The organism is Saccharopolyspora soli, assembly GCF_022678645.1.
Lineage (GTDB): Bacteria > Actinomycetota > Actinomycetes > Mycobacteriales > Pseudonocardiaceae > Saccharopolyspora > Saccharopolyspora soli.
Genome location: NZ_JALBWV010000067.1, coordinates 1 through 22,574, shown reverse-complemented (window position 1 = coordinate 22,574; position 22,574 = coordinate 1). Strand labels below are relative to the sequence as shown.

Below are 22,574 nucleotides of genomic sequence, written 5' to 3'. Positions count from 1 at the left end.
GCCGTGTCATCCACCTGTCGCGAGGCTAGCTAATCGAGCCCGCGCCTGCGTACTGCGTGTGGTGCAAACGCCGACCGCCCGCCGTGAGTCGTTTGGCCGGAATTAGCAGGCCAAACGCGGCACGGCTGATCAATCCAACCGCCGCCGGGTGGGGCGCAGCGGACCGGACATCCGCGGCCCGGAAATACGGCGTTCCAACCTACCGAGGCTGGTGCGCACCGGCTGGGCGAGGTACTCCCCGAGCACCACACCAGCGCCGAGCGCGAGTCCGGTGGCGACCGCGAGCATCAGCGTGGCCACTCCCGACGGGCTGCCCAGCACGGACAGCTCGTACAGCCCGCGGTAGGTCGCCAGACCGGGCAACAGCGGCGCCACGCCGGAAACCGCGATCACCAGCGCGGGAATCCGCAGCCGCCGCGCGATGATCCCGCCGACGAAACCGACCACGGTGGTCGCCACCGCACCGGCCAGCACGGTGTGCACGTCGGCCACCGTCGTCAGCAGCGCGTGCACCGCCGCCGCGACACCTCCGCCGATGCCAGCCGCCAGCAGCGGTCGCGGCGGCGCATAGCTGGCGAGCGCGAAGCAAGCCGACGTGGACGCACCGGCGAGCATCTGCACGGGCAGGTGCAGTCCCGGCGCCAACACTCCGGCACGTCCGATGGCCTGCGCGTCGAGGCCGCTGACGGCGTCGCCACCGATGCGCACACCGACGTAGAGCGCCAGCACGACACCGGCGATCAACCCGGCCGACATCAGTCCGAGCTCCGCTGTCCGACCCGCGGCGGTCACGTTGTACCCGGTGACCGCGTCCTGCATGGAGCCGACCACGGTCATCCCGGACAACAACACGATGATGCTCGCCGCCACCGCCAAGTCAGCGTTTTGCAGCCAGCCGAGGGAGTAGCAGCCCAGGGCGACGCTGGTGGCGATCGCGCCGCCGACGATCTGCTGGAAGAAGAACGGCAACGCGCGCCTGTTCAGCAACCGGCCGATCCGGTCCACCAGCGCGGTCGCCGCGGCCGCGATCAGCGGGAGCTTCCAGTCCGTGCCGCCGCCGAGCAGCACCGCCAGCGAGGCGGCCATGCCCGCCCAGGCCAGCGTCGCGACCCAGCGCGGGAACGGGTGCGGCGCGGTGGTGATCCGGTCCAGCTCACGGTAGGCGTCGGAGGCGGTCACCTCCCCGGCGGTGATCCGCCGGAGCAGCGCCTCGACATCAGCGAGCCGGGTGTAGTCGATGGACCGGTTGCGGACCACCCGCAGCGAGGTGATCGGCGGCAGGTCGGTGCCCCGGTAGCAGGACACCGTGATCGACGTGTAGATCACGTCCACCTCGCAGTGCGGCAGACCGTACGCGTTGACCACGCCGATGATCGTCGCGGTCACGTCCGAGGCGCCCGCGCCGCTGGCCATCTGCACCTCGCCGATGCGCAGGCCGAGGTCCAGGACGAGGTGGAGGGTGGATTCATCGGGCAGCGCGGGCCCGTGGACGACGTTGCGCGCACCCGGCGGGAGGGTGGCCTCCGGATCGCGCCGCCGCAGCACACCGCGGGCGCGCTGCGTGATTCCCACTGCTGGTCTTCCTTCCTGCCGCGCCGCCCTACCAGCGGATCGCCGTGCCTGATCTTCCCCTCGGGCATCGCCTGTCATAAGCCGACCGTTGCACCCACCATCTGTGGCGTCCATCACTGAATTTCCGGAGGTCGCCGCCGCGACGACGGCCATCGTCCGCTAGAAGTCGTAGCAGCCGCTTTCCAACCGCGCCGGATCGACGCTTACGATGTCCCCGCACGAGGAAAGTGCGTGCCGCTGTAGCTCAGCTGGTAGAGCGCCCGCCTTGTAAGCGGACGGTCAGGGGTTCGAGTCCCCTCAGCGGCTCCGAGGCTACCTGACCAGGTCTTTTGACGAACCTCTCCTGATCTGTCAGGTATCGCACACTTGCGGGCCGCCGGGTGCCCAGCAGCCGCCGCGAGTCGATCGACAAGTTTGGCCAGCAAGATCGCCGTGTTGGATCCCGGCGCGCATCATGGAGCGGTGAGTGCGCCGAGCACGCTGACCGACAAGTTGTTCCGAGTCGCCGTCTGGCTGAAGGGCCTGGACGGCGCGACGCAACTGGTCGCCGGAATAGTCCTGATCTTCCTGCCCCCGGCCGTTGTGAGCCGGTTCGCGCACGCGGTCGTCACGCGAGATCTGCTCGGGCCGCCCAGCGGCGCGCTCGCCGGGCATTTCGAGGTGGCGGTGCAGCACTTCGTGGGCGGCAGCCGCACGTTCGTGATCATCTACCTGGTGGCGCACGGAGTGATCAAACTCGGCCTGGTGATCGCGCTGCTGCGCAAGATAGTGCCGATGTACCCGGTAGCGACAACGGCACTGGCGCTGTTCGTAATAGCCGAACTCCTCCGAGCGATCCAAACGCACTCAGCGGTCCTACCCCTCTTCGCCCTGCTGGACGTGGTGATCATCGTGCTCGTCCAGAAGGAGTACCGCGAACTACGACGCCAGTCCCAGTGATCGTGCTTTGGGTTGGGGCTCGTTGGGTAGGCCGTGGTGTGGCCCGGTTGGGAGGTGGCCGTGTGGCGTAGGCGGCATCGCGACGAGCCGGTGTTGATCACCGATGCGGCACCGTCCTTCGATGCTGAGCAGCGCCATCGCAAGCGGGTTTACGCCGTTCTCATGGCGGTGCACCTGGTTGGCTTCACCGCCGCCGGGCTGCTCGCGCACATCTGGTGGCTCGCGCTCGGCATCGTGGTCGTCACCGGGGCGCTGCCGTGGGTCGCGGTCGTCATCGCCAACGACCGGACTTCCGAGCGCGGGCAACGTCGGCTCTACCGCGGCGAGAAGCGGGCCATCGAAGACCAGCACCACGACCAGATCGACAGCTGACCTCGCAAAGTCCACAATGGACTACGGCGCCCGGAGCTTGAGGACGCCGAAAGCCGCGCCGTGCGGGTCGGCGACCACAGCGAACCGGCCCGGCCCGATGTCTTCTGGGCCGTAGAACACCGCACCGCCGAGTTCGCGGACTATTTCCACGGCGGTATCGGCGTCGTGCACCGCGAAGCAGACCATCCAGTGCGGCGGCACCTCGGCTGGCCAGTTCTTGCCCATTTTCATCATGCCGCCGATGGGCTGTTCCACGTCGCCGAGGTGCCACATCGAGTAGGGCGCCTCCGCCATCGGCACCTCACTGGTGGACCAGCCGAAAACCTTGCCGTAGAACGCCTTCGCCCCCTCCGGGTCGCGGGTGTCGAGTTCGTTCCAGCACACCGCACCCGGTTCGTTGACCAGCCCGGAACCCGGCATCCGGACGGGCTGCCAAGCCGCTACCACCGCACCGGTGGGATCCGCGAAGACCGCCATCCGCCCCTGGTCCAGGACATCCATCGGTTCCAGGAACACCCGGCCGCCCGCGTCGCGCACCGAGCGGGCCGTGGCGTCGGCGTCAGCGACCGCCAGGTAGGTGGTCCACACCGTCGGGACGCCCTCCTGGAACTGCGGCCCCATACCCGCGACGCGCTTCCCGCGCACCGTGGCCAACTGGTAACCACCGGATTCCGGCCCGGCGTCCTCGTAATCCCAGCCGAGCAACTGGCTGTAGAAGTTCTTCGATGCCGCCATGTCGGGGCTACCCATATCGACCCAGCACGGCATACCCGGCGGGTACGCGGTGATCTCCATCGCGGTTCCCCCTCATTACGTGAAATACGGGAATTCGATCCGATTGTTCGGCCCCCGCGAGCAGCGGGCATCTTGATCAAATTCGATCATTTCGCCAGGAATTGGCGACTTGTGCTCAAGCGATGGACAGCATCACTCGATCGAGTGAAGAGTCTGTTTTCGGTTCGAACCAGCTGCGTCCTCGCGAACCGAAGGAGATCAGCGTGTCGCTCGCCCGAAATCTCGCCGGTGCCGCCGGGGTGGCGTTGGCCGCCGCGGCGTTCGCCGTTCCGGCCCAGGCGGAACAGACCCCGCCGCCGGACGTGCATACCAACATCATCGACGGACGGGAGGTGGACAGCGCGCCGTGGGCGGCGCGGTTGTTCGTCGACGGTCAGGAGACCTGCACCGCCACGATCATCGCCCCGGAGTGGGTGCTCACCGCGCAGCACTGCGTGGAAGGCGCCGGGGACAGCGTCAGCTTCAACATCGGCAACGTCGACCAGACGCAGGGCGAGCAAGCCTCGGCCAAGCCTGGCGGCGTGCACATCCACGACACGGCGGACCTGGCGCTGGTCAACATCGACCACGCGGTGCAGACCGAGTACGCCCCGCTGGGCTCGGTCGGCGACGTCGAGGTCGGTCAGACCGTGCAGACCTACGGCTGGGGCGCGACCTGCACCGATCGCCCCGAGATCGAGTGCCAGTCGCAGATCCTCAAGGTCGCCGACGTGGACGTGACCGATATCGCGTGCAGCGACTACCGCGGCGGCACCGCGGTCTGCGCGAGCCGCGGCGACGGGATCCCGGCCGGGGGTGACTCCGGCGGACCGATGTTCTCCGGGAACGTGCAGGTAGGCGTGGCTTCGACCAGTGACCGGCAGACCACCACCGCCTACACCAACATCACCGAGTACCGCGACTGGATCCAGTCCTTGGCGGGCGTGTAGCACCCGCCTCCGCAGGCGGTCCGCCCGGAAGGGGGCGGGCCGCCTGCGCTTTGCTGTTCACCCGATTTGAGCAGTCATTTTCAAGTATTGGAATTCTGCGCCCCGAAGCCGTGCGAACGCTCCGAAAAAATCCATGTCTTCGCAGGTCAGCGCTGTCCTGAATGCATTGATCAAAGAAAGTGGCCACAGCCGGTTAGCACCGCGCCGGAGCGCGAAGCAACGTTTCTGTAGTGCTTCTCACGTGTAAAATCGCGTCTCGCCTGGTAGAACGATCTCGAAACGCATGAGAAGCTGACGCGTTTCGGATGTTCTGTTAAGTTGGCAAAGCATGACCGGCGACAAACCGAGCCATGACATCGACGAACGGAATGGCGCAAGCGGTTCAGCCGGGCCGTTGGAGATCGACACTCCGGTCGTCGCGGACGGCCCAGAGCTCTACCGAATCACCTGCGATTCGGCAGTGCTCGATGTGAACTCGCCGTACGCGTATTTGTTGTGGTGTCGGGACTTCGCGCAAACCTCCGCGGTGGCACGCATCGACGGTGCGGTGGTGGGATTCGTGACCGGCTACATCCGGCCGGACGCGCCCGACACGCTCGTCGTGTGGCAGGTCGCCGTCGATGCCTCCCAGCGCGGTGGTGGCGTGGCAGGTCGGCTCCTGGGCCACCTGGTGGATCGCGTGCTGCCGCGCGGAGTGCGGTACCTGGAGACGACGATCACCGCGGACAACGCCGCCTCGATCAACCTGTTCGCCGCGCTGGCGCGCAAGCGCGCGGCGAACGTGGAGCGCAGCGAACTGTTCTCCGCTGACCTGTTCCCGGATGCGCACCTGGGGGAGGACCTGTACCGCATCGGGCCGTTCGCGGTGGCACCGGCCGTCGCGGCCGGATCTTGACCGCCACCGCCGTCGCAACCGGCACGAAATCTTGTTCTTGCAGTGCCGGGCCGCGCGACCACGCGCTGCCTGGCCGAACGGAGGATCGTGAACGACATCTTCGCAACCCTGGAATCAGAAGTCCGCAGCTACAGCCGAACCTGGCCGACGGTCTTCGACCGCGCGGGCGGCAGCTACCTCTACGACGAAGACGGCACCGCGTACCTGGACTTCTTCGCCGGTGCTGGCGCGCTCAACTACGGGCACAACAACCCGCTGCTGAAGCGGAAGCTCATCGACTACATCGAACGTGACGGGGTCACCCACGGCCTCGACCAGTCAACGGTGGCCAAACGGCAGTTCCTGGAGACCTTCCGGGACACCGTGCTCAAACCGCGCGGGCTGAACTACAAGGTCCAGTTCCCCGGCCCGACCGGCACCAACTCGGTGGAGTCGGCGCTCAAGCTGGTCCGCAAGATCACCGGGCGGGAATCGATCATCAGCTTCACCAACGCCTTCCACGGCATGACGCTGGGTTCGCTCTCGGTCACCGGCAACTCGATGAAGCGCGGCGGCGCCGGAATCCCGCTGGTGCACGCCACGCCGATGCCCTACGACAACTACTTCGACGGCCAGGTGCCGGACTTCCTGTACTTCGAGAGACTGCTGGAAGACAGCGGCAGCGGGCTCAACGAACCGGCCGCGGTGATCGTCGAGACGCTGCAGGGCGAGGGCGGCATCAACTCGTCCCGGCCGGAGTGGCTGCGCGGGCTCTACGACCTGTGCCAGAAGCACGGCATGCTGATGATCGTCGACGACGTGCAGATGGGCTGCGGGCGCACCGGCCCGTTCTTCAGCTTCGAAGAAGCCGGTATCCAGCCCGACATCGTGTGCCTGTCCAAGTCGATCGGCGGCTACGGGCTGCCGCTGGCCCTGACGCTGATGAAGCCGGAGCACGACGTCTGGGAGCCGGGCGAGCACAACGGCACCTTCCGCGGCAACAACCCGGCGTTCGTCACCGCCACCGAAGCGCTGAAGCATTACTGGACCGACGACAAGTTGGAGAAGTCCACCATCGCCAAGGGCGAGCGCGTCGGTGCAGTGCTGACCGAAATCGCCACCGAGCACGGCGGTGCGGTGGCCAAGGGGCGCGGGCTGGCCCGCGGGCTCGGCTTCGAGGACACCAATGTCGCGGGCAAGGTCTCGAAGGCGGCCTTCGACCGCAAGCTGCTGATGGAGACCTCCGGCCCGGACAGCGAGGTCCTCAAGATCATGCCGCCGTTGACCGTCTCGGATGACGAACTGGAGCAGGGACTGCGAATCGTGCGCGATTCAGTGCACGCTGTCCTGGCCTGACCGACCCGCCGCACGCGGCGCAGAACTGATCGAAGATCCACTGGAGGAGATGTGATCGTCCGGCACCTCTCGGAGATCGAGGACACCGAGGCCGACATCAAGACGGAGAACTGGCGCAGCAAGCGCATCGTGCTGGCCAAGGAGAGGGTGGGCTTCTCGGTGCACGAGACCACGCTCTACGCGGGCACGGTGAACGACTTCTGGTACGCCAACCACATCGAAGCGGTGTTCATCGTCGAAGGTGAGGGCGAGATCGAGGACAAGGCGACCGGCGAGGTGCACCAGCTCGAGCCGGGCTCGCTGTACCTGCTGAACAACCACGACAAGCACCAACTCCGACCGCGGACCCAGATGCGCACGGTGTGCGTGTTCAACCCGCCGGTGACCGGGCGCGAAGTGCACGACGAGAACGGCGTGTACCCGCTGGTCATCGAGGACGACGAGACCCCGGTCGCGGGCTGATCCGCGGGTCGCGCTTGTGAACAGCGCGTGGCGGGTAACCGGTGCCGGTTACCCGCCACGCGCGTTGACTGGTCTTCCCCGCGCGCTGCCGTGGGGAATTGCGGGCGCATTTCGATGTGCCGCTTCTAACCGAGGAACCGAGAAATGGCGGCGGTGCCACCCGGCACCGGCCGCTCCGGCGGGAATTCGCGAAGGAGGCGCAACCCATGACCGTCGCTGATCTGAGCACCCAGGATCGTTATCCGACCCGGGTGAACGCCGAGTCGGCGCTGATCGGACGTGCCGATCCCACCGTCTGGCCAGGCGTGACGGCTGGCCCGGCGACTGCCGAGGAGCTCGCGGGCCACGAGGCCAAGGGCTACCACGTCGTCGAGGGACTGCTGTCCCCCGCCGAGGTGCAGACCTACTGGCAGGAGTTGGAACGGCTCACCCAGGACCCGCAGGTGCGGGCCGACGAACGCACCATCGTGGAGCGGACGTCCAACGAGGTCCGCTCGATCTTCGAGGTGCACCGGCTCAGCGGGCTGATCGCCGAACTGGTGCGGGATCCGCGGGTGCTGGACCGGGCCCGGCAGATCCTGGGCTCGGAGGTGTACGTGCACCAGAGCCGGATCAACTACATGCCCGGCTACCGCGGCACCGGCTTCTACTGGCACTCCGATTTCGAGACCTGGCACGCCGAGGACGGCATGCCAGCGATGCGCGCGGTGAGCATCTCGATCGCGCTGACCGACAACTACCCCTTCAACGGCGGGCTGATGATCATGCCCGGTTCGCATCGGACCTTCGTGTCGTGCGTCGGTGCGACGCCGGACGACAACTACAAGTCGTCGTTGCAGGCGCAGCGGGTCGGGGTGCCGACCGAGGACGACATCACCAAGCTGGCCTACGAGCACGGCATCGAGCAGTTCACCGGCCCGGCCGGATCGGCGCTGTGGTTCGACGCCAACTGCATGCACGGATCGGGCAACAACATCACGCCGTTCCCGCGTTCGAACATCTTCATCGTGTTCAACAGCGTGGAGAACGCGCTGGTGGACCCGTTCGCGGCGGAACATCCCCGCCCGGAGTTCGTCGCGGCCCGCGACTACACCCCGGTCCTGCGCTAACCGGCGGCCCAGAAGTGCCCCGCCCACCCGGACGGGGCACTTCACTATTCGTTCCCACGCTAACGGGAATCCGCATCGTGGAAGGTCAGCGGATGGGGTGGGCTGCGAGGTAGGCGCCGACTTGGTCGGCTATCGCTGGGTCGAGCATCGGGTAGCGGCCTCCGGCGACGAAGCGTTCCGAGAGCTCGAAGGTGACGATCTCGCCTTCGGCCAGCAGCTGCGCCGCCGCCACCGGGTCCGCCGCGACGGTGTCCGGGTGCACGATCGTGACGTTGCTGAACGTCGCGGCCAAGTACGGGCTGGCGAATTGACTGAACGAGTCCCCGACCATCCGCATCGGCCGGGTGATCATGCCCGGCTTCGGCACCGATTCGAGGTGCAGCGGCTGGTGGAAGTCGCTGGGCCGGAACTGGGTGTTGTCCTCGGCGCCGCCGTCGGGTGCCAGCGAGTACGCCTGGATGGGCACGGTCCGGTCCTGCCCGAGCAGGTCGGGGATGTCGGCGCTGTGCGGGTAGCGCCGGGACGGCAGCACCTTCCAACTGCTCGTCACGCCCGGCTGCAGCCGTTCGGCGAGCTGGTAGGTCATGGTGATGCCGCCCTCGTGGGTCCAGTGCGTGTCGACGTCGTGGTAGATCGGCCGCTGGTTGCGCGCTGCCACGGTGCGCAGCTCGTTGCGCAGGTCGACCGCGCCGGTCGCGGACGGCACCCGGCGCCAGAACTCGTCGCGGGCCCGGTTCGAGCAGTCCTTCCCGGCGTAGTCCGGCGGCATGTTCTCCGGGTACACAGTGGACTTGTCCGGTGCGATGACCAGCTGGAACTTCCGGCCGGAAGCCTCCACCGCGGAGCGCCAGCGGCGCAGCCCGGCGATCACCTGGTCCAGGGATCGCTTCGGCACGCACTTGTAGGACACGTCGTGCCCGAGGTACAGCCAGCCGTTCTCGCCTTCTATGACGGCGGGGAACACGTTCTCGTCGATCGGCGGCTTCGCGTCGGCCTGTCCGGCGCCGATCGGCGAGGTGTGCGAGCCGCCCGCCAGCCGGGCGGGCTCCCCGAACAGACCCCGGCTGAGCGCGTCGACGGACCGCACGGCCTGCCTGCGCAACGGCAGGTGGTCGGTGGCCCACGAGCCCAGCCCGGTGAAGAAACCCCAACCGTCGGTGACGCTCGGGAACTCCGCCAGCGGCCGGTTCTCCAACTGCTCCGCGCGTGCCCCGAACGCCCAGCTCAGCACCGGAGCGGAGAAGAACAGCACCGCACACACCAGCGCGGCGAGTTGCCGCTTGCCGTGCCGGGGGCGGTGCAGCGGATGTTCGCGCGGCAACCACGCTTCGTGGACCGGGGGAAGATCGGTGCGTTCCTGCCGCGACACGGCACCCACGGTATCGGGGCACGCAGCGCGATCGATCGGAAACTCACGGATCGACCAGGACCTTCATCTTCCGCCCGGCGCGCAGCGCCGCGAAGCCCTCCTCGACGACCTGCTCGATCGGGATGTGGGTGACCCAGCCGGTGGTGTCGTAGTGGCCGCGGGCCATCAGGTCGATCACGGCGCGGTAGTCGACCGAGGTGTAGCAGAGGGAACCCTGGATCAACGACTCGTTCATGATCAGCTTGAGCAGTTCGGTGCGCACCGGCTGCTCGTAGATCGCCACCGCCACCAGCCGCCTGCGCGCGGCCAGGCAGGACAGCGCGCTTGAGATGCTGGAGACCACCCCGGCCGCGTCGAAGGCCGCGTCCGCCCCGTGCCCGCGGGTGCGCTGGGCGATGTGCTTGGCCGGATCGGTCCGCGCCGGGTCTAGCACGTCGATGGCGCCCAGCGCGGCGATCGCCTCGCGGCGGGTCGGGGAGGGTTCGACGATCGTGACGGCCTCGACGCCGATGCCGCGCAACGCGAACCAGATGCCGATCCCGATCGGACCAGCGCCGAAGATCACCGCGCTGTTGCCTTCGTGCACCTCGCTGAGCCGCGTGGCGTGGTAGGCCACCGACATCGGTTCGACCAGCGCCCCCAGGTCCGGACTGATCGAGTCCGGCAACCGGTAGGCCATCCACGCTGGCACCACGGTGTACTCGGCCATGCCACCGGGCGCCATCAGCCCGTGGAAGCCGATCCGCTGGCAGATGTTGTAGTGCCCGAGCTGGCAGGACGGGCACTTCCCGCAGCGGTAGACCGGCTCGATGGTGACCCGGTCACCAACGACGACGTTGCGCACGTCCTCGCCGGTTTCGACGACAGTTCCGGCGAATTCGTGGCCCAACGTGAGCGGCAGCTGGTAACCGGTCAGCGGATGCGGCTCGGTGGGGACGTAGATCGGCCCGGCGTAGAACTCGTGCAGATCGGTGCCGCAGATCCCGTTGTGCGCGACCCGGACCTTGACCGAGCCGGGGGTGCAATCGGGTTCGTCGACGTCCTCGACGGTGAGCTTCTCCCGACCCCGGTACACCGCAGCGCGCATGGCGTCCTCCTCCAGCCGTCGCCCCAGCACACTGCCTTTCCCACCCAACGGCAACCGCTGCCCGGTTCCGAAGAGCGACGAATGTCCGGGTTCGGCGGTACCGTCCGCGCATGTTCCGCGAAGCCTTCCCAATCCTGTCGACGCCCGACCTCGGGCGCGCGGTGCGCTTCTACTGCGACAAGCTCGGATTCCAGCCGAAATACCAGTTCCCCGCCGAAGGTGAACCGGAGTTCGTAACGCTCCGCCTGGAAAGCCTGGAACTCGGCCTGAGCAAGGACGCCAACGCGGAGCTCGGCGGCCACTTCGCCCTGTGGCTCTACACCGACGATGTCGACGAAGCGGTAGACCGCCTCCGCGCAGCCGGTGTGCCGGTCCGCCAAGAACCCCAGGACATGCCCTGGGGCGAACGCGTCGCGACGGTCGCCGACCCCGACGACAACGCGATCCACATCGGGACCTGATCGTTCAGGCACCACCCGCGCGATCGCCCCGCGCCCCGAAGAGGTCGTCGAGGTGCAGTTCCAGGGCCAGCCGCGCCTCCGCCGGGGAGTGGTGCTCAACCAGCGCGTGCGCGGTCAGCCCGTCCAGCATGGCGAGCAGGGCCACCGCCTCCCGGCGCGCGTCGCGATCGGCGGCGACCTGGCCGACCCGCTGGCCGACCTCGATCTGCTCGATCAGGAAGTCCCGGAATTGGTCGTAACCGGCGCGCAGCACCTTGGCCAACGCCGGAACCACGGCGGCCCGCGCCAGGTACGCGAACGCCACGTGCGCCTCCGTTCGGCGTTGCTCGTCGAGGGGCAGCATTTCGACCAGCACGGCGCGCACCAGCGACCGCGGCTCCGACTCTGCCGATTCCGCGATGCGCGGGCCGATTCGAGCACCGAGCTGTTCGCTGACCCGTTCCAACGCCAACATCAGCAGTTCGTCCTTGCTGGCGAAGTAGTGCTGGACCTGCCCGAGCGAGACACCGGCCTCGGCGGCGACGTGGCGCATCGTCACGGCTTCCAAGCCGTGCCGCACGATCAGGCGCCACACCGCGTCCACGATGTCCGCCCGCCTTTTCGGGTGATCGACCTGTCTGGGCATGGACTCCTTTCCAATACGAGTGTACCGTTCTCACTGTAATACACCTGTATTGATATGGGGGATCTCGCGTGACCACCGAAACCAGACCAACCCGCGGCCACCGCTTCTGGGACCTGACGAGTTCCGCGATGGGCGTGGCCGAGCGATTACCAACAGCCCGGACCATGCATCAGGCCATGCGCAACGCCACCGGGCTCCACCCCGGCGCGGCGGTGCTCGACCTGGGCTGCGGAACGGGTTCCTACTTCGAACCGCTGCGCGAGGCGATCGGCCCCGAGGGACGGCTGCTCGGAGTCGACAGCAGTCCGGGGATGCTGCGGCGGGCCCGGAAACGCGTGCACCGGCACGGCTGGCAGAACGTCGACGTGCAGCAGGCCGACGCGACCACCACGGATCTGGGGACCGCGGAATTCGACGCAGTGTTCGCGATGTACTCGCTGAGCGCGATGCCGGACACCGCCGCCGCGACCCAGCGGATCCACACCGCACTGCGACCAGGCGGCGTGCTGTTCCTCGCGGACGTGCGGCTCGTCCCGGAAGGTCGTGCCGCTGGCCTGGTCCGCCTGCTCCGCAGCGCGTACCGGAAGTTCTCGCACGCCACGGGAGAGGACGTCGTCCCGCACGTGCGGCGAACCTTCGGCGCAATCCAGACCGTGGACCACGATGGGCGCCCCGGACCGGACGAGCTGCGATCCTGGCCCCCGCTGGTCATGTTGACCGCGAGGAAGGAGCCCGCGTAATTGTCGGTGGTGTTCTCGCCCTTCCGCGAGAGGTAGGAAAGGCACTGGCGCCCAACGGAGCAGGCTGAGCTCCGGCCGGATTATCCGTACCGCGGTGTTCTACGTGGTCGGAGCTGCGCTCAAGCCGAGCCCGTTCGCCGCCCCCACCTCCGTGGGGGGCCACCGCAGGTGCGGGAGATTCGCTCGATTGCTGTGGCTGCACCACATCCGGCCGAATCGGATGATTCGTCATTCACGTGATCGACATGATTAGCACGGCTTACGATGCGAATTGTTCAGCCCATTTTCGGCGGGGAGGAGAAAGGCATGGACTCAGGATCCAGCGGCACGTCCAGCTCGATCGGTGATCCGGATGACAACCACCCGAATCCAGTCGGCGACGCCGTGGTGAAGGGCGTGCGGACTGTGTTGAACAAGGTTGGCCCGGTGGGCAAGAAGGCGGCCAAGCACCTGCCGAAGGGCGACAAGTAATTGGCGAGTGGCGGTTCCTACGCCTGCGATCCGACTCAATTTCGGGGTAACCGGGATCACCCGCCCGGTCAGCCCGGTGCCGAACGCTTCGGGCGTGCGAAGTCGCGCTTTTGCGTTCGGCACCGCCGCGGGCGGACGCCAGCTTCACCACCCGCAGCAGCACTCGGACGAAGTTCCGGGACCGGCCATCAGAACTGGTAGTTACGAACCGTGCCACAGGTCAGACGCTCGCAGCCTCGCCTTGGGGCACATCTGGGGCACTCGCCATCGAGCGGAAAGCCTCGTCGATCGCCTTCCGCGTGCGATCCTCGCTCGTCGGCATCAGGTGTGTGTAGGTCTTCAGCGTGTACCCCGCCGATGCGTGCCCCAGGTACTCGGACACGGCCTTGATCGACTCCCCAGCGTCGAGCAGAACACTTGCGTAGTAGTGCCTCAGCGCGTGGCACCCATTCTCCCGGCTGGCGGGAATGCCCACCCTCTGCCGAGCCGGACTCCATGCCCACTGATTGAACGTGGGGCGCTTCAACGCCTCGCCGTTCGAGTTGGTCATCACCAGCGGCGCAGTTACCGACTTCTTCGCCCCTGGCGTCTCCCAGGGCAGCGTCACCACCTGCGCCGGGAAGCGCGCTAGGTAGGCCGCGAGTTCATCCCGCACGCTCGGCGGCAGTGGGACCTCTCGGATCTTCTGCCCCTTCGGCAGCGCGAACACGAGCCGCCCGTTCACGAACTTCACCTGTCGTTGGACCGTGACCCAATAACGCAGGAAATCCACGTCATCCGGCGAGAGCCCGAACATCTCCCCCTGCCGCAACCCGAGGCCGACGCCGAGCGTCACGGCGACCTTGTACCGATCCGGCAGTTCGGCTCGCATCCCCGAAACCCATTCCGCGGCCCAGGGCACAACACCGCGGTCGGGAATCTTCGGCAGGACGACCGACGACGCTCGGCAGGGGTTCTTGGCGATCATGCCGTCATCGACCGCCGCCGATAATGCCGTCGAGAGGTGCGCGAACACCACACGGATCGTCGTCGGCGCAAGCCCCTTGTCCCCGAGGTACCGAAGCCAGGATTGCACGGTGCTCGGCCTGATCGAGTTCAGCGGCGCTCGCCAGATCGAGTGCGGTTCGATGTACAGCCGGAACCGGTTTTCCATGCCTTCGAGGGTTGAAGGGTCGCTGTTCTGCGAACCTCGCCACCGTGTTAGGTACGGCCCGGGTGTTTCCTTGCCGGCCTGCGGGTCGATGTAGCTACCCCGCAGCTTGTCGGCCTCGATCACGGCCTTTTCGGCCTCCGCACCAGCCTTGCGCGCGAAGGACTTCTTGCGTGGGGTGCCGTCCGGGTCGCGCCACCGCAGCAACCAGCGCTTGCCCTTTCCTTGCCGATCGGTCTCGACCTTCTCGACGCTGCCGTCGGCCTGCTTGACCTCCCGGTACCAACGATCCTCAACGCTCGCCATGTCGTCCTCTCATGCCCCCGCCTTGCCTGGCCCCTCGGCTGGCCCGAGGAACTCCCGTTCGCGCGCCTTGGCGACCCAACGATCGGCGGTGTACCGGGGCACATCGAAAGATTCCTGCACCGCCTTGGTCGGTGCATCTCCCGTGGCGAGCGCGGCGCGGTAGATCACGGACACCCACCGGAGGGTTTCGGTGACCGGCCCGGCTTCCTTCATGCGGTCGCGATCTTCAGCCCGCAGGAGCCCGAACGCCACGCGCCGGACTGGGTCGTAGTCGTCAGCCTCCCCCGGTCGCAACTCGTTGCTGGCGATGAAGGACCGCCGGAGGAACTGCCCGACAGCGATCGAGCGGAGAGCCTCGCTGGTCACCGACGGACCGCCGACACGCTGCTTGATCTTGAGCTCCGACACGCCCAATCGTCCATTTTCGAGCCTGATCACGGCGTCGACGTCGAAGTCTTGGTATTCGCGCGCTTCGACGCGCACCTCGTTGTACAGCGGCAGGCCAGGGGCGATCTCGGTCGTCCCGGCGTCGGGATTCCCGACGTACCTCGTTTTCATGCCGGTCAGTGTTCCGTTGTTGCGGTTGGTTCGTCAAGACCACTGCCTTAATGCGGTGGTTGAGCGTGGCCACTTGCCCACTGCCGGGTGATGTGCAATGGTTCTGACGTGACCACAGCATCGATGGCGAACCGGCTGCTCTCGGCCAACGAAGTCGCCGAATACCTAGGGGTTCCCCTGCGGACCCTGTACCACTGGCGCCGCCTCGACGAGGGGCCGCGCGCCTACCGAGTTGGAAAACGCCTGCGCTTCCGCCTCGCCGACGTAGACGCGTGGCTAGAGCAGCGAGCCGACAGCGATCCGGCTGCATGACCGGACGCGAAAACCCGTCCGAGACAAGAAGAAGCGGCGCCCCCCACCAAGAGAACGCCGCCTCGAAAGATCTGGAGATCACCACTTTGACCACCCAAACCGCGACCAGTATCGCAAACCGCGCCGACGTCGCACAGGCACCGTGCGGCACCGATGCCGCCGAGGAGGCGCGGACATGACCACCTGCGAGCGCCCCGCCGAGCCGGGCGAGCTGTGCACCTGCGGACGGCAGGCCGTGACCGTGTTCATCACCGAGTTGTTCGGTGAAGTCGGCTACTGTGGCCGGCCCGATGGCGGCGAACAGGCCGGACCGTGCCCGTTCTGTGCCGGAGAGCGGCACGAAACCCGCTGCCTGCAGTACCGCCTCCGCATCGAGGAGGTGCCGGGATGAACGGACCGCAGATCACGCAGCTCACCGACGACGAGTTGAAACAGCGGGTCCGCCAGTTCGACCGCGCCGCTCGGGCCGCGAAACGCCGCCCGGACATCCATGAGGCAGCCGAATTGATCACTGTCGCAGGGCTGCTGCGGCTTGAACAGCGCCGCCGTGCCGACGAACGCGAGATCACCGCCGCACTCGTCGTCCTCCGCAGGGAGACCGCGTGACCCTGACCCCCCAGCACAACGGGTCGGTCGACATCGACCAGTTCGACGCGGAGCCCGTCAGCCCCGAAGCACTCGCGCTGCTCGACGGGCTCCGAGACGGCGCATGGCTCGACCAGCAGACCTTCCCTCCCCTGCGGTACGCCGTGCCCGGCGTCCTGCCCGAGGGATTCTCACTGCTGGTCGGGCCGCCGAAGGCCGGAAAATCGTGGATGGTGCTCGACATCGCCCTCGCCGTCGCCAGCGGTGGCCGCGCCCTCGGTCACATCGCCGTGGGCACGGACCGCCCAGTGCTGTACCTCGCCCTTGAAGACGGTGACCGGCGGATGCAAGCCCGATGCCGGGAGTTGCTCGACACCGCCCCGATTCCCGCACGGTTCGAATACCTCACGCGGATTCAGCCTGCCCGCGTGATCGACACTGTGCGCGCATGGTTGGCGCTGCGCAGCGGGGACACCGCGCCATTGGTAATCCTCGACACCCTCGGCAAGGTCATGCCGCCCGCGGTTGTCGGGGAATCGGCCTACCAACGGGACTACCGGATCGGCTCGGCGCTCAAGCGCGTTGTCGACGACTACCCCGGCGCTTCCCTCGTCGTCATCCACCACGACCGCAAGGCCACGTCCGACGACTTCGTCGAAGCGGTGTCGGGCACCAACGGACTCGCCGGAGCTGCCGACACGATCGTCGTGCTCGTCCGCCCCAGAGGCGAAACCGACGGTCTATTGAAGGTCACCGGCCGCGACGTCACCGAAGCCGACTACGCACTCACGATGGCCGGCGGTACGTCCTGGCGACTCGACGGCACCGACCTCGACGCTGCTGCCACCACCGCTACCACCCGCAAGGCATCCGACGGACTTGGCGACCGCTCCACCGAGATCGTGCGGCTCATCGGCCAACACCCGGACGGCATCGGCCCCACCGCTCTCGGCCAACTCATCGGCGTCGAAGCCAAGCACGCAGGCGAGTACCTGCGTCGCCTGGCCAGCGCCGGACGTGTCGTCAAGACCGGACGCGGCGTGTACCGATCCCCACACATCCCTGTGGAAAGCGTGGAAACCGTGGAAACCAACCCGCCACAGCTGGGGGCCGTCTCGTGACCGGACCCGCCGATTTCCACAGCTTCCACGCTTTCCACACGACCACAGGTGCCGCCACCCGTGACGCTTCTCCGGGCGTGGGCACGTTCCCGCCCGTCCCCGCGCGCACGCGCGCGAAGCGGCGGGGCACCTGGGCACTTCAACAGCCACCCCGATCCTGGAAGGAGGTAACCGGATGGCCGAGCCGCTGACCGACGAGCAGCGTGATCGTGTGCTCGCCCTGGCTCGTGCCGGCGAGCAATCCCGCGCCGCGATCGCCCGTGAGATCGGAATCAGCCCATCGAGCGTCTCGCGCATCTGCAAAGCCGCCGGACTCCCCGGCGACCGATCCAATACCGCAGCCGCGACGCAGGCCAAAGTGATGGACGTACGCCACCGCCGCGCCGAAGCCGCCGCCGGCCTGCTCGACGACATCGAGCACGCCCGCGCCGCCCTGTGGAAATCACAGAACGCGCAGGACCTTGCCTACAGCGCCAAGGCGGTGTCGTCGCTGGTGTCGGCCCACGTGCGGATCTCCAATGTGGACACCGAAGCAGAAGGCACTCAGACCGCCCGATCCATGCTCGGGGAGTTGGCCGCCGGTCTCGGGATCGCCTCCACGCAGGCGGACCCGTCATGACACCGGCCGAAGCCGAACGGCAGGTGTGGGCGATCGTCACGGCCGTCATCGCCAAAGATCACGACGGGCTCAACGTCCTGGTCGACGACCTCGACCTCGACGACGCCCGCGATCTGCTCGTCGGGCTCGCCGCAGTCACGGCCGCCGCGTTCAGCCGCTACGCCGATCAAGAGCAGGTTCTCGCCGTCCTACGTGCCAGCCTTCTCGACGCCGAACAGCGCTCAACCTGACCAACCACGTACCGCCCTGAACAAGAAAGGCAACGGAAGCGCGGATACTGAATCCGCAGGACACCAGGAGGGTAAACACGATGCCCAGCTACTACCGGATCACAGCCCCCCAGCAGCCAGCTCGTTCACGGCCCGTTCCAGCTCGATCAACCCGACACGTTCTGGTTCATCCACGGCGTCGCCTACCTCGACGCCGACACCTACCGACGGTTCGCGGACTATTTCCACTCTGTTGTTAGTTACTGGACGGACGTTCGACAGCGGTTTTCCGAGGGCGGCCCCTCTTAGGCTTCGCTGGCCGCCAGGCGGCGAGGTCGGATTCAGTCAGACCCGCAACTCGCAGGCCCTCGGCTAGAAATGCGGCGTAGCGACTTACCAACTCGGGGTTCCATTGGCGCAGCCATGGCAGGGTCTCACGTAGCCCGCCGAGCAAAGGAATGAGCCAGTCGCGATCAAGATTGCAAGAATCTGTCCTTCGCTCGGAAATGAGGTCGATCAAGACCTGTGCGCGCTCTGTGTAGTCCCATCCTGCCCATCCGATCAGTGGGTCAGCTCCCGCTGTGAACCGTGCGTTTGGGAACGAGATGAAGCGTTCATTGGGCACATCAAACTTGCCACGCAGCGACCAGTAACCGACTTTGAGGAAGTCAGCCGCCGAATATTTGCTTGGAACGGGGATTTCGTCACGTTGTTCGATCGCCGCAGCTTCACATCTACTGGATCGAGCTTCATCCTCTTGCCGCTGCAACTGCCAGACCTGTTCCCATTCGGAGCGTTTACGCAGGCCTGACTCGCGATAGCGCAGGGCAGCTAAGTAGGGGACCTGCGCGGTGCCAACCAGGTCGGCAAGTATCTCGGTTAGCTGCCGTCCCGGCGCATAGATTTCAGCCGCTTCGACCACCTCGTCGTCGGCACCTAGAAGCCCGGCCAGTTGATTGACAGTGAGTGGGCGCGGATGTTTGGTCCCGGCGTTGTCATTGAACCACAAAGCAGGCGCTTCACAACGGTCGAGCAGCCAGTCGCGCAACGCCGCTTCCTGCATCTTGTCCCAGCCGTCGGTCACCCAACGACGCTTAAACTCAGGCCGTTCGATGGTACCGATCCTGGTGAACTCCTCGATGGCGTTGATGCGGCGTTGAACGACGTCGCGATACCCCGGCGGCCAGTGCTCCGGCAGTTCGGTGACCGGTGTCGATCCGTGTCGATGGAACCATTCCGTGGCGTCGCCTTCGGCAGTCTTTCGAGCGAGTACGATTTCGAAAGCTCGCTCGCCAAGGTTCAGTGGTGGAACCGTTTCGGGTGGGGCGAGCAGCTCGCCGTTGTGCGGTAGCAGCCCGTAGAGGTCATAGACTTCCCAGTCCAGTTCCTCCTGCAAAGCGATCATCCTGGACCGCACCGTTTCCCAACGCTGACGGGCTTCCGCTAGGTGCTCGCGTGTGGGTGAGACCGCTGAGGGGATTAGTCGGGTGAGTTCCTGTGCCAAACAATCAAGTTCCGTTGTATGCGCGGCTGGAAGCTTAGAAGGCAGTGGCAGCTCCGCAAGGCGGCTGGCCGTAAACTCATACATGTCCATCCAGGGCTCCTCATTCCCGGCCTTGTTTGCGCGAGAACGCCCCTTGCTATTACTGTGCTGTTTCAACCAGAAGCAGATTGCTGAACTGTTGAGCAGGGAAGTCAGTTCTATGTAGTCCTGCGGTTTTGCATCTGATGAAAGTTTGATCACTGGTGCCGACTGCAGCGGCGCGGCCCGTTCGCGCAAGATGGCGAAGTGGGCATGCGTGGCCACCCAGGAGAACGTTATTGACCACGGATGTGCGTCCTTCGCGGCAGTCACGAAATGCCAGTCATACCACACGCGACCGTCTTCGAAGAATGATCTCGTTGAGTAGTTCGGACGATTTCCGAGTAAATTTCGATATGGCCAGAGACGCTTGAAATGACCCGGATACTGCCTGATATCTACTGGCTTTCGATCTTCATCGAGAGGAAAGAAGGCCTCGCGCTTAGATGCCGCAGCCCAGTCCCGCACCTCAGAACCAGTGATCACAGGGATCAGTGTTCGGCCACTCTCTGTCTGTAAGCGTCGAAAAGATGCTGCAGGTCCAGTGAAGATATCATCCGACCCTGTGTTCGCAAAGTAGCCGATACGGACAACAGAATCGTCGAGCGTATTTACATTGTCCGACATAATTTTCACCACGTCGGCTGTTCTCGTGTTAGTGAGGATCCACGGAAAAACCCCAAAGAGACGACGGTTTAGGTATAGCGACTCCGTCCACTCATCGCTCTGGTTTGGGCGGAGTGAGTTGCGCTCGATAGACTGCCATACGAGACCCTGACTAGGAATTTTCGGAAGCTCTGGTTCGCCGTGAACCCCGAGTACTGTAAAGACTTCGTCCGATTCGACCGGAGGGCAGTTTCGGCCGATAAGGATGACTGTTGGCGTGCCGTGACCCGGAATGAAAGCACCGGAGGTGTCGACAACGCGTGTAAGATTCACACGTTGAGCATAGAAATCCTCGATCAATTTGCGACCGAAGTCGCGTTTCATAAACGAATTCGCCGTGAGGTACCCGACGTAACCTGCCCGCTTTAGGTCCTCAGCCGGAACCGAAAGCCGAAAGAATTGTTGGGCGAATGGGACCGTCAAAGAGTACTTCCCTGAACATGCGTCATACCGTTCTCGATACTCTTCATCGAGCAGTCGATCCTTCACTGCGATATACGGAGGATTGCCGACAACAACGTGGTAGCCGCCCTGCCGCAGCGGCTTCGCATGTGTCTCGAGGTCGAGCAGTGCATCACCTGTGGCGATGTTCAACTTCCAAGCTGTCTCATTCATACTGTCGAAGGTGCTCAATCCACTAGCCTGCAGCGCCCTCATCAGGAGTCGGAACCGGGTAATGGTAGCGGCAAAGGGATTGATGTCGACGCCGTGCACTGATTCGAGTGCGGACAGCACCCTTTGCCCGGGCGAGAGTTCTGGCGCCCAGTGCGTCCACGCCTCTAGCAGTCGCTCGAAGGCACCCAGTACGAACTGACCCGATCCGCAGACCGGGTCGATTACGCGGACCGTGTCATATCCAAACTCCTCGATGGCAGGCAGCAGCGTGTGGTCGAGAATGAAGTCCGCGACGAATTTGGGCGTATGGACTAGTGCGTACTCTTTATGAGCCGACTCAGAGATGTTCTCGTAAACGTCAACGAGAAAATCGGTTTTCAGGTCTGGATCGGTGAAATCGTATACGCGACTACCACTGCCGTCTCGTCGATACCAAAAGGCAATCAGATCCGTGGCGGCGTCCTGCGAGATACTGACTTGATACCTAGGGTCGTGTTCACGGTCGAACACAAGTTGCCATGCTGGCGTGGCAGCGATCCGGTCGAACGCCGAGAGCAGCGAATCGCGATCGGTCGGCGCCGGCCCAGCTGTTAGCCCATTGTCCGCTGCGAAGCGGACGAACACGGTGCCCAACACCCACGCGACGGCGAGTTGGGTCAGCTGCTCGTCCGCGGCCCCCTGACCACGAAGGTCAGCCTCCAGCGACCGCGCCCGCCGGCTGAGATCAAGCGACAATGTACGGGAGTCGATCACTCTGCGTGCCTCTCCGGTTACCCAAAAAATTCTGGGAGGTGTCAGTTTGTCTGATAGAACTGTAGCAGCCGCCGCTGGGGAGCGGTGACACCAAGCAGGGGCCGTACCCCCTGCCGGGACCGGGAGACGTCATGGTTGAACAACCCCACCTGTCTGGCAGGGGCAAGGCACTTGGGGCTGGGGGCTTAGCGGCCTCGATCGCCTACTTCGGGGCCGGCAGCATCCCTTGGCACGTCTCGTTAGTTGCACTAGTTGCTGTCTCACTGTGGGGTATGCGCGAGCTCTTCCGTCATCGTGAGCGGATGAAGGCGCTGGACAGGGCCTCCGACTCGCCGGTGGCAGACGTCGTCGGCAAGTTCGACCTTCGATAGTGCGAACGCCGCAGGACATCCACTCGGCGGTCCACTCCACAAGCCAACGTGGGGTCGGTCCTGATTCCTCCACCGTGTAGTAAGCAGCACCTGCAGGCACGTTCCGCGTGTGCCGCCGGATACTCCCCGCACAGCGGAACATCACACGCCGCAGAGAACACCCACCAGTTCGTTGCAGTATTAAAGGAGCTTCATGTCGTTCTCGTCATGTGACGCTGTAGATGTGGTGTTCGGCGAGCGCTTGTACTGCTCCTGGTCGGTCAGCGAGACGCTCGGCTACGGTGTCGGTGGCCAAGTCATCCGGCAATGCAGCGGAGAATTTAAGTCCATGCAACGCCTTCGAGTCCACAGCTGGAGCATGAAGCTCCGCTGGGTCGAAGGACGACAGTGCTTCGTCGATATTCTTTATCGACATGTCTGGCCACAGTCGCAACCCTTGGTGGGGCGGGGGCCGGGGGGGGGGGGGGGGGCGGGGGGGGGGGGGGGGGCGGGGGGGGGGGGGGGGGGGGGGGGGGGGGGGGCGGGGGGGGGGGGGGGGGGGGGGGGGGGGGGGGGGGGGGGGGGGG

At 65.8% G+C, this 22,574-nt stretch carries 25 protein-coding genes and 1 tRNA gene; 18 read left to right on the top strand and 8 right to left on the bottom strand.

Annotated elements, in window-relative coordinates:
* Positions 1-129: 129 nt before the first annotated feature.
* Entirely contained in the window at positions 130-1,572 is a 1,443-nt protein-coding gene (locus MOQ72_RS35660; RefSeq protein ID WP_242190244.1) for a threonine/serine exporter family protein, read from the bottom strand.
* 233 nt (positions 1,573-1,805) lie between these two features.
* On the opposite strand from MOQ72_RS35660, the gene MOQ72_RS35655 reads away from it, so the two are divergent.
* The 3 genes from MOQ72_RS35655 (at position 1,806) to MOQ72_RS35645 (ending at position 2,883) form a co-directional block, all read left to right on the top strand.
* Positions 1,806-1,878: transfer RNA gene (locus MOQ72_RS35655), tRNA-Thr, on the top strand.
* Positions 1,879-2,034: 156 nt separating this feature from the next.
* Positions 2,035-2,511, top strand: a complete 477-nt coding sequence (locus MOQ72_RS35650) for a DUF2127 domain-containing protein (protein WP_242190243.1) — start codon at positions 2,035-2,037, stop codon at positions 2,509-2,511.
* 60 nt (positions 2,512-2,571) lie between these two features.
* The gene (locus MOQ72_RS35645; RefSeq protein WP_242190242.1) at positions 2,572-2,883 is read left to right on the top strand and encodes a DUF3099 domain-containing protein; all 312 of its coding nucleotides are present in this window, start codon (positions 2,572-2,574) and stop codon (positions 2,881-2,883) included.
* 21 nt (positions 2,884-2,904) lie between these two features.
* Here the strand turns inward: MOQ72_RS35645 and MOQ72_RS35640 are convergent, their stop codons facing one another.
* A complete protein-coding gene (locus MOQ72_RS35640) occupies positions 2,905-3,678 on the bottom strand; it encodes a VOC family protein (RefSeq protein WP_242190241.1) in 774 nt (257 codons plus the stop codon).
* 203 nt (positions 3,679-3,881) lie between these two features.
* Here MOQ72_RS35640 and MOQ72_RS35635 point away from each other — a divergent pair, with 203 nt between their 5' ends.
* From MOQ72_RS35635 to thpD, 5 genes are all read left to right on the top strand, one after another.
* Positions 3,882-4,607 (top strand): S1 family peptidase, encoded by a 726-nt coding sequence (locus tag MOQ72_RS35635; RefSeq protein WP_242190240.1) that lies wholly within the window; start codon positions 3,882-3,884, stop codon positions 4,605-4,607.
* A gap of 328 nt (positions 4,608-4,935) precedes the next feature.
* Complete coding sequence (gene ectA / locus MOQ72_RS35630; RefSeq protein ID WP_372495615.1) at positions 4,936-5,502, top strand: diaminobutyrate acetyltransferase; 567 nt, start codon at positions 4,936-4,938, stop codon at positions 5,500-5,502.
* Positions 5,503-5,589: 87 nt separating this feature from the next.
* Positions 5,590-6,837, top strand: a complete 1,248-nt coding sequence (ectB, locus tag MOQ72_RS35625) for a diaminobutyrate--2-oxoglutarate transaminase (protein WP_242190239.1) — start codon at positions 5,590-5,592, stop codon at positions 6,835-6,837.
* Between the two features lie 51 nt (positions 6,838-6,888).
* On the top strand, positions 6,889-7,299 hold the full coding sequence (locus MOQ72_RS35620; RefSeq protein ID WP_242190238.1) for an ectoine synthase: 411 nt from the start codon (positions 6,889-6,891) through the stop codon (positions 7,297-7,299).
* A 206-nt stretch (positions 7,300-7,505) separates the two neighbouring features.
* Positions 7,506-8,408: an ectoine hydroxylase gene (gene thpD / locus MOQ72_RS35615; RefSeq protein WP_242190237.1), complete on the top strand. Its 903-nt coding sequence runs from the start codon at positions 7,506-7,508 to the stop codon at positions 8,406-8,408.
* Between the two features lie 85 nt (positions 8,409-8,493).
* Here the strand turns inward: thpD and MOQ72_RS35610 are convergent, their stop codons facing one another.
* Together MOQ72_RS35610 and MOQ72_RS35605 are read right to left on the bottom strand one after the other, a co-directional pair.
* A complete protein-coding gene (locus tag MOQ72_RS35610; RefSeq protein ID WP_242190236.1) occupies positions 8,494-9,777 on the bottom strand; it encodes an alginate O-acetyltransferase AlgX-related protein in 1,284 nt (427 codons plus the stop codon).
* 43 nt (positions 9,778-9,820) lie between these two features.
* A complete protein-coding gene (locus MOQ72_RS35605) occupies positions 9,821-10,864 on the bottom strand; it encodes a 2,3-butanediol dehydrogenase (protein ID WP_242190235.1) in 1,044 nt (347 codons plus the stop codon).
* 110 nt (positions 10,865-10,974) lie between these two features.
* Here MOQ72_RS35605 and MOQ72_RS35600 point away from each other — a divergent pair, with 110 nt between their 5' ends.
* Entirely contained in the window at positions 10,975-11,325 is a 351-nt protein-coding gene (locus MOQ72_RS35600) for a VOC family protein (protein WP_242190234.1), read from the top strand.
* Between the two features lie 4 nt (positions 11,326-11,329).
* Here the strand turns inward: MOQ72_RS35600 and MOQ72_RS35595 are convergent, their stop codons facing one another.
* On the bottom strand, positions 11,330-11,950 hold the full coding sequence (locus MOQ72_RS35595) for a TetR/AcrR family transcriptional regulator (protein ID WP_242190233.1): 621 nt from the start codon (positions 11,948-11,950) through the stop codon (positions 11,330-11,332).
* Positions 11,951-12,018: 68 nt separating this feature from the next.
* On the opposite strand from MOQ72_RS35595, the gene MOQ72_RS35590 reads away from it, so the two are divergent.
* Positions 12,019-12,690: a class I SAM-dependent methyltransferase gene (locus MOQ72_RS35590; protein WP_242190232.1), complete on the top strand. Its 672-nt coding sequence runs from the start codon at positions 12,019-12,021 to the stop codon at positions 12,688-12,690.
* Positions 12,691-12,996: 306 nt separating this feature from the next.
* Positions 12,997-13,161: a hypothetical protein gene (locus tag MOQ72_RS35585; protein ID WP_242190231.1), complete on the top strand. Its 165-nt coding sequence runs from the start codon at positions 12,997-12,999 to the stop codon at positions 13,159-13,161.
* Between the two features lie 220 nt (positions 13,162-13,381).
* Here MOQ72_RS35585 and MOQ72_RS35580 read toward each other — a convergent pair whose 3' ends face one another.
* Positions 13,382-14,617 carry a tyrosine-type recombinase/integrase gene (locus MOQ72_RS35580; protein ID WP_242190230.1) on the bottom strand — a complete coding sequence of 412 codons (1,236 nt, stop codon included), beginning with the start codon at positions 14,615-14,617 and terminating at the stop codon, positions 13,382-13,384.
* 9 nt (positions 14,618-14,626) lie between these two features.
* Entirely contained in the window at positions 14,627-15,175 is a 549-nt protein-coding gene (locus MOQ72_RS35575; protein WP_242190229.1) for a hypothetical protein, read from the bottom strand.
* 108 nt (positions 15,176-15,283) lie between these two features.
* Between MOQ72_RS35575 and MOQ72_RS35570 the strand changes: the two genes are divergently transcribed.
* From MOQ72_RS35570 to MOQ72_RS35540, 7 genes are all read left to right on the top strand, one after another.
* Complete coding sequence (locus tag MOQ72_RS35570; protein ID WP_242190228.1) at positions 15,284-15,487, top strand: helix-turn-helix transcriptional regulator; 204 nt, start codon at positions 15,284-15,286, stop codon at positions 15,485-15,487.
* Positions 15,484-15,666 (top strand): hypothetical protein, encoded by a 183-nt coding sequence (locus tag MOQ72_RS35565; protein ID WP_242190227.1) that lies wholly within the window; start codon positions 15,484-15,486, stop codon positions 15,664-15,666. The genes MOQ72_RS35570 and MOQ72_RS35565 overlap by 4 nt, the downstream gene beginning before the upstream one ends.
* The gene (locus tag MOQ72_RS35560) at positions 15,663-15,878 is read left to right on the top strand and encodes a hypothetical protein (protein WP_242190226.1); all 216 of its coding nucleotides are present in this window, start codon (positions 15,663-15,665) and stop codon (positions 15,876-15,878) included. Before MOQ72_RS35565 ends, MOQ72_RS35560 begins: the two co-directional genes overlap by 4 nt.
* A complete protein-coding gene (locus MOQ72_RS35555; protein WP_242190225.1) occupies positions 15,875-16,093 on the top strand; it encodes a hypothetical protein in 219 nt (72 codons plus the stop codon). The genes MOQ72_RS35560 and MOQ72_RS35555 overlap by 4 nt, the downstream gene beginning before the upstream one ends.
* Positions 16,090-17,193, top strand: coding sequence for an AAA family ATPase (locus MOQ72_RS35550; RefSeq protein WP_242190224.1), 1,104 nt, complete (start codon positions 16,090-16,092; stop codon positions 17,191-17,193). The genes MOQ72_RS35555 and MOQ72_RS35550 overlap by 4 nt, the downstream gene beginning before the upstream one ends.
* Before the next feature lie 175 nt (positions 17,194-17,368).
* Positions 17,369-17,812, top strand: a complete 444-nt coding sequence (locus MOQ72_RS35545) for a helix-turn-helix domain-containing protein (RefSeq protein ID WP_242190223.1) — start codon at positions 17,369-17,371, stop codon at positions 17,810-17,812.
* On the top strand, positions 17,809-18,042 hold the full coding sequence (locus MOQ72_RS35540; protein ID WP_242190222.1) for a hypothetical protein: 234 nt from the start codon (positions 17,809-17,811) through the stop codon (positions 18,040-18,042). Before MOQ72_RS35545 ends, MOQ72_RS35540 begins: the two co-directional genes overlap by 4 nt.
* A 235-nt stretch (positions 18,043-18,277) precedes the next feature.
* On the opposite strand, the gene pglX is transcribed toward MOQ72_RS35540, so the two are convergent.
* Positions 18,278-21,637 (bottom strand): BREX-2 system adenine-specific DNA-methyltransferase PglX, encoded by a 3,360-nt coding sequence (pglX, locus tag MOQ72_RS35535; RefSeq protein ID WP_242190221.1) that lies wholly within the window; start codon positions 21,635-21,637, stop codon positions 18,278-18,280.
* Positions 21,638-22,574: the final 937 nt, after the last annotated feature.

Excerpts from the sequence above, each read along its gene's own strand:
- MOQ72_RS35595 (WP_242190233.1), bottom strand. The coding sequence starts at position 11,950 with ATGCCCAGACAGGTCGATCACCCGAAAAGGCGGGCGGACATCGTGGAC.
- MOQ72_RS35555 (WP_242190225.1), top strand. The coding sequence starts at position 15,875 with ATGAACGGACCGCAGATCACGCAGCTCACCGACGACGAGTTGAAACAG.
- MOQ72_RS35540 (WP_242190222.1), top strand. The coding sequence starts at position 17,809 with ATGACACCGGCCGAAGCCGAACGGCAGGTGTGGGCGATCGTCACGGCC.
- MOQ72_RS35565 (WP_242190227.1), top strand. The coding sequence starts at position 15,484 with ATGACCGGACGCGAAAACCCGTCCGAGACAAGAAGAAGCGGCGCCCCC.
- MOQ72_RS35560 (WP_242190226.1), top strand. The coding sequence starts at position 15,663 with ATGACCACCTGCGAGCGCCCCGCCGAGCCGGGCGAGCTGTGCACCTGC.
- MOQ72_RS35545 (WP_242190223.1), top strand. The coding sequence starts at position 17,369 with ATGGCCGAGCCGCTGACCGACGAGCAGCGTGATCGTGTGCTCGCCCTG.
- MOQ72_RS35600 (WP_242190234.1), top strand. The coding sequence starts at position 10,975 with ATGTTCCGCGAAGCCTTCCCAATCCTGTCGACGCCCGACCTCGGGCGC.
- MOQ72_RS35580 (WP_242190230.1), bottom strand. The coding sequence starts at position 14,617 with ATGGCGAGCGTTGAGGATCGTTGGTACCGGGAGGTCAAGCAGGCCGAC.
- ectA (WP_372495615.1), top strand. The coding sequence starts at position 4,936 with ATGACCGGCGACAAACCGAGCCATGACATCGACGAACGGAATGGCGCA.
- MOQ72_RS35585 (WP_242190231.1), top strand. The coding sequence starts at position 12,997 with ATGGACTCAGGATCCAGCGGCACGTCCAGCTCGATCGGTGATCCGGAT.
- MOQ72_RS35575 (WP_242190229.1), bottom strand. The coding sequence starts at position 15,175 with ATGAAAACGAGGTACGTCGGGAATCCCGACGCCGGGACGACCGAGATC.
- MOQ72_RS35605 (WP_242190235.1), bottom strand. The coding sequence starts at position 10,864 with ATGCGCGCTGCGGTGTACCGGGGTCGGGAGAAGCTCACCGTCGAGGAC.
- thpD (WP_242190237.1), top strand. The coding sequence starts at position 7,506 with ATGACCGTCGCTGATCTGAGCACCCAGGATCGTTATCCGACCCGGGTG.
- MOQ72_RS35640 (WP_242190241.1), bottom strand. The coding sequence starts at position 3,678 with ATGGAGATCACCGCGTACCCGCCGGGTATGCCGTGCTGGGTCGATATG.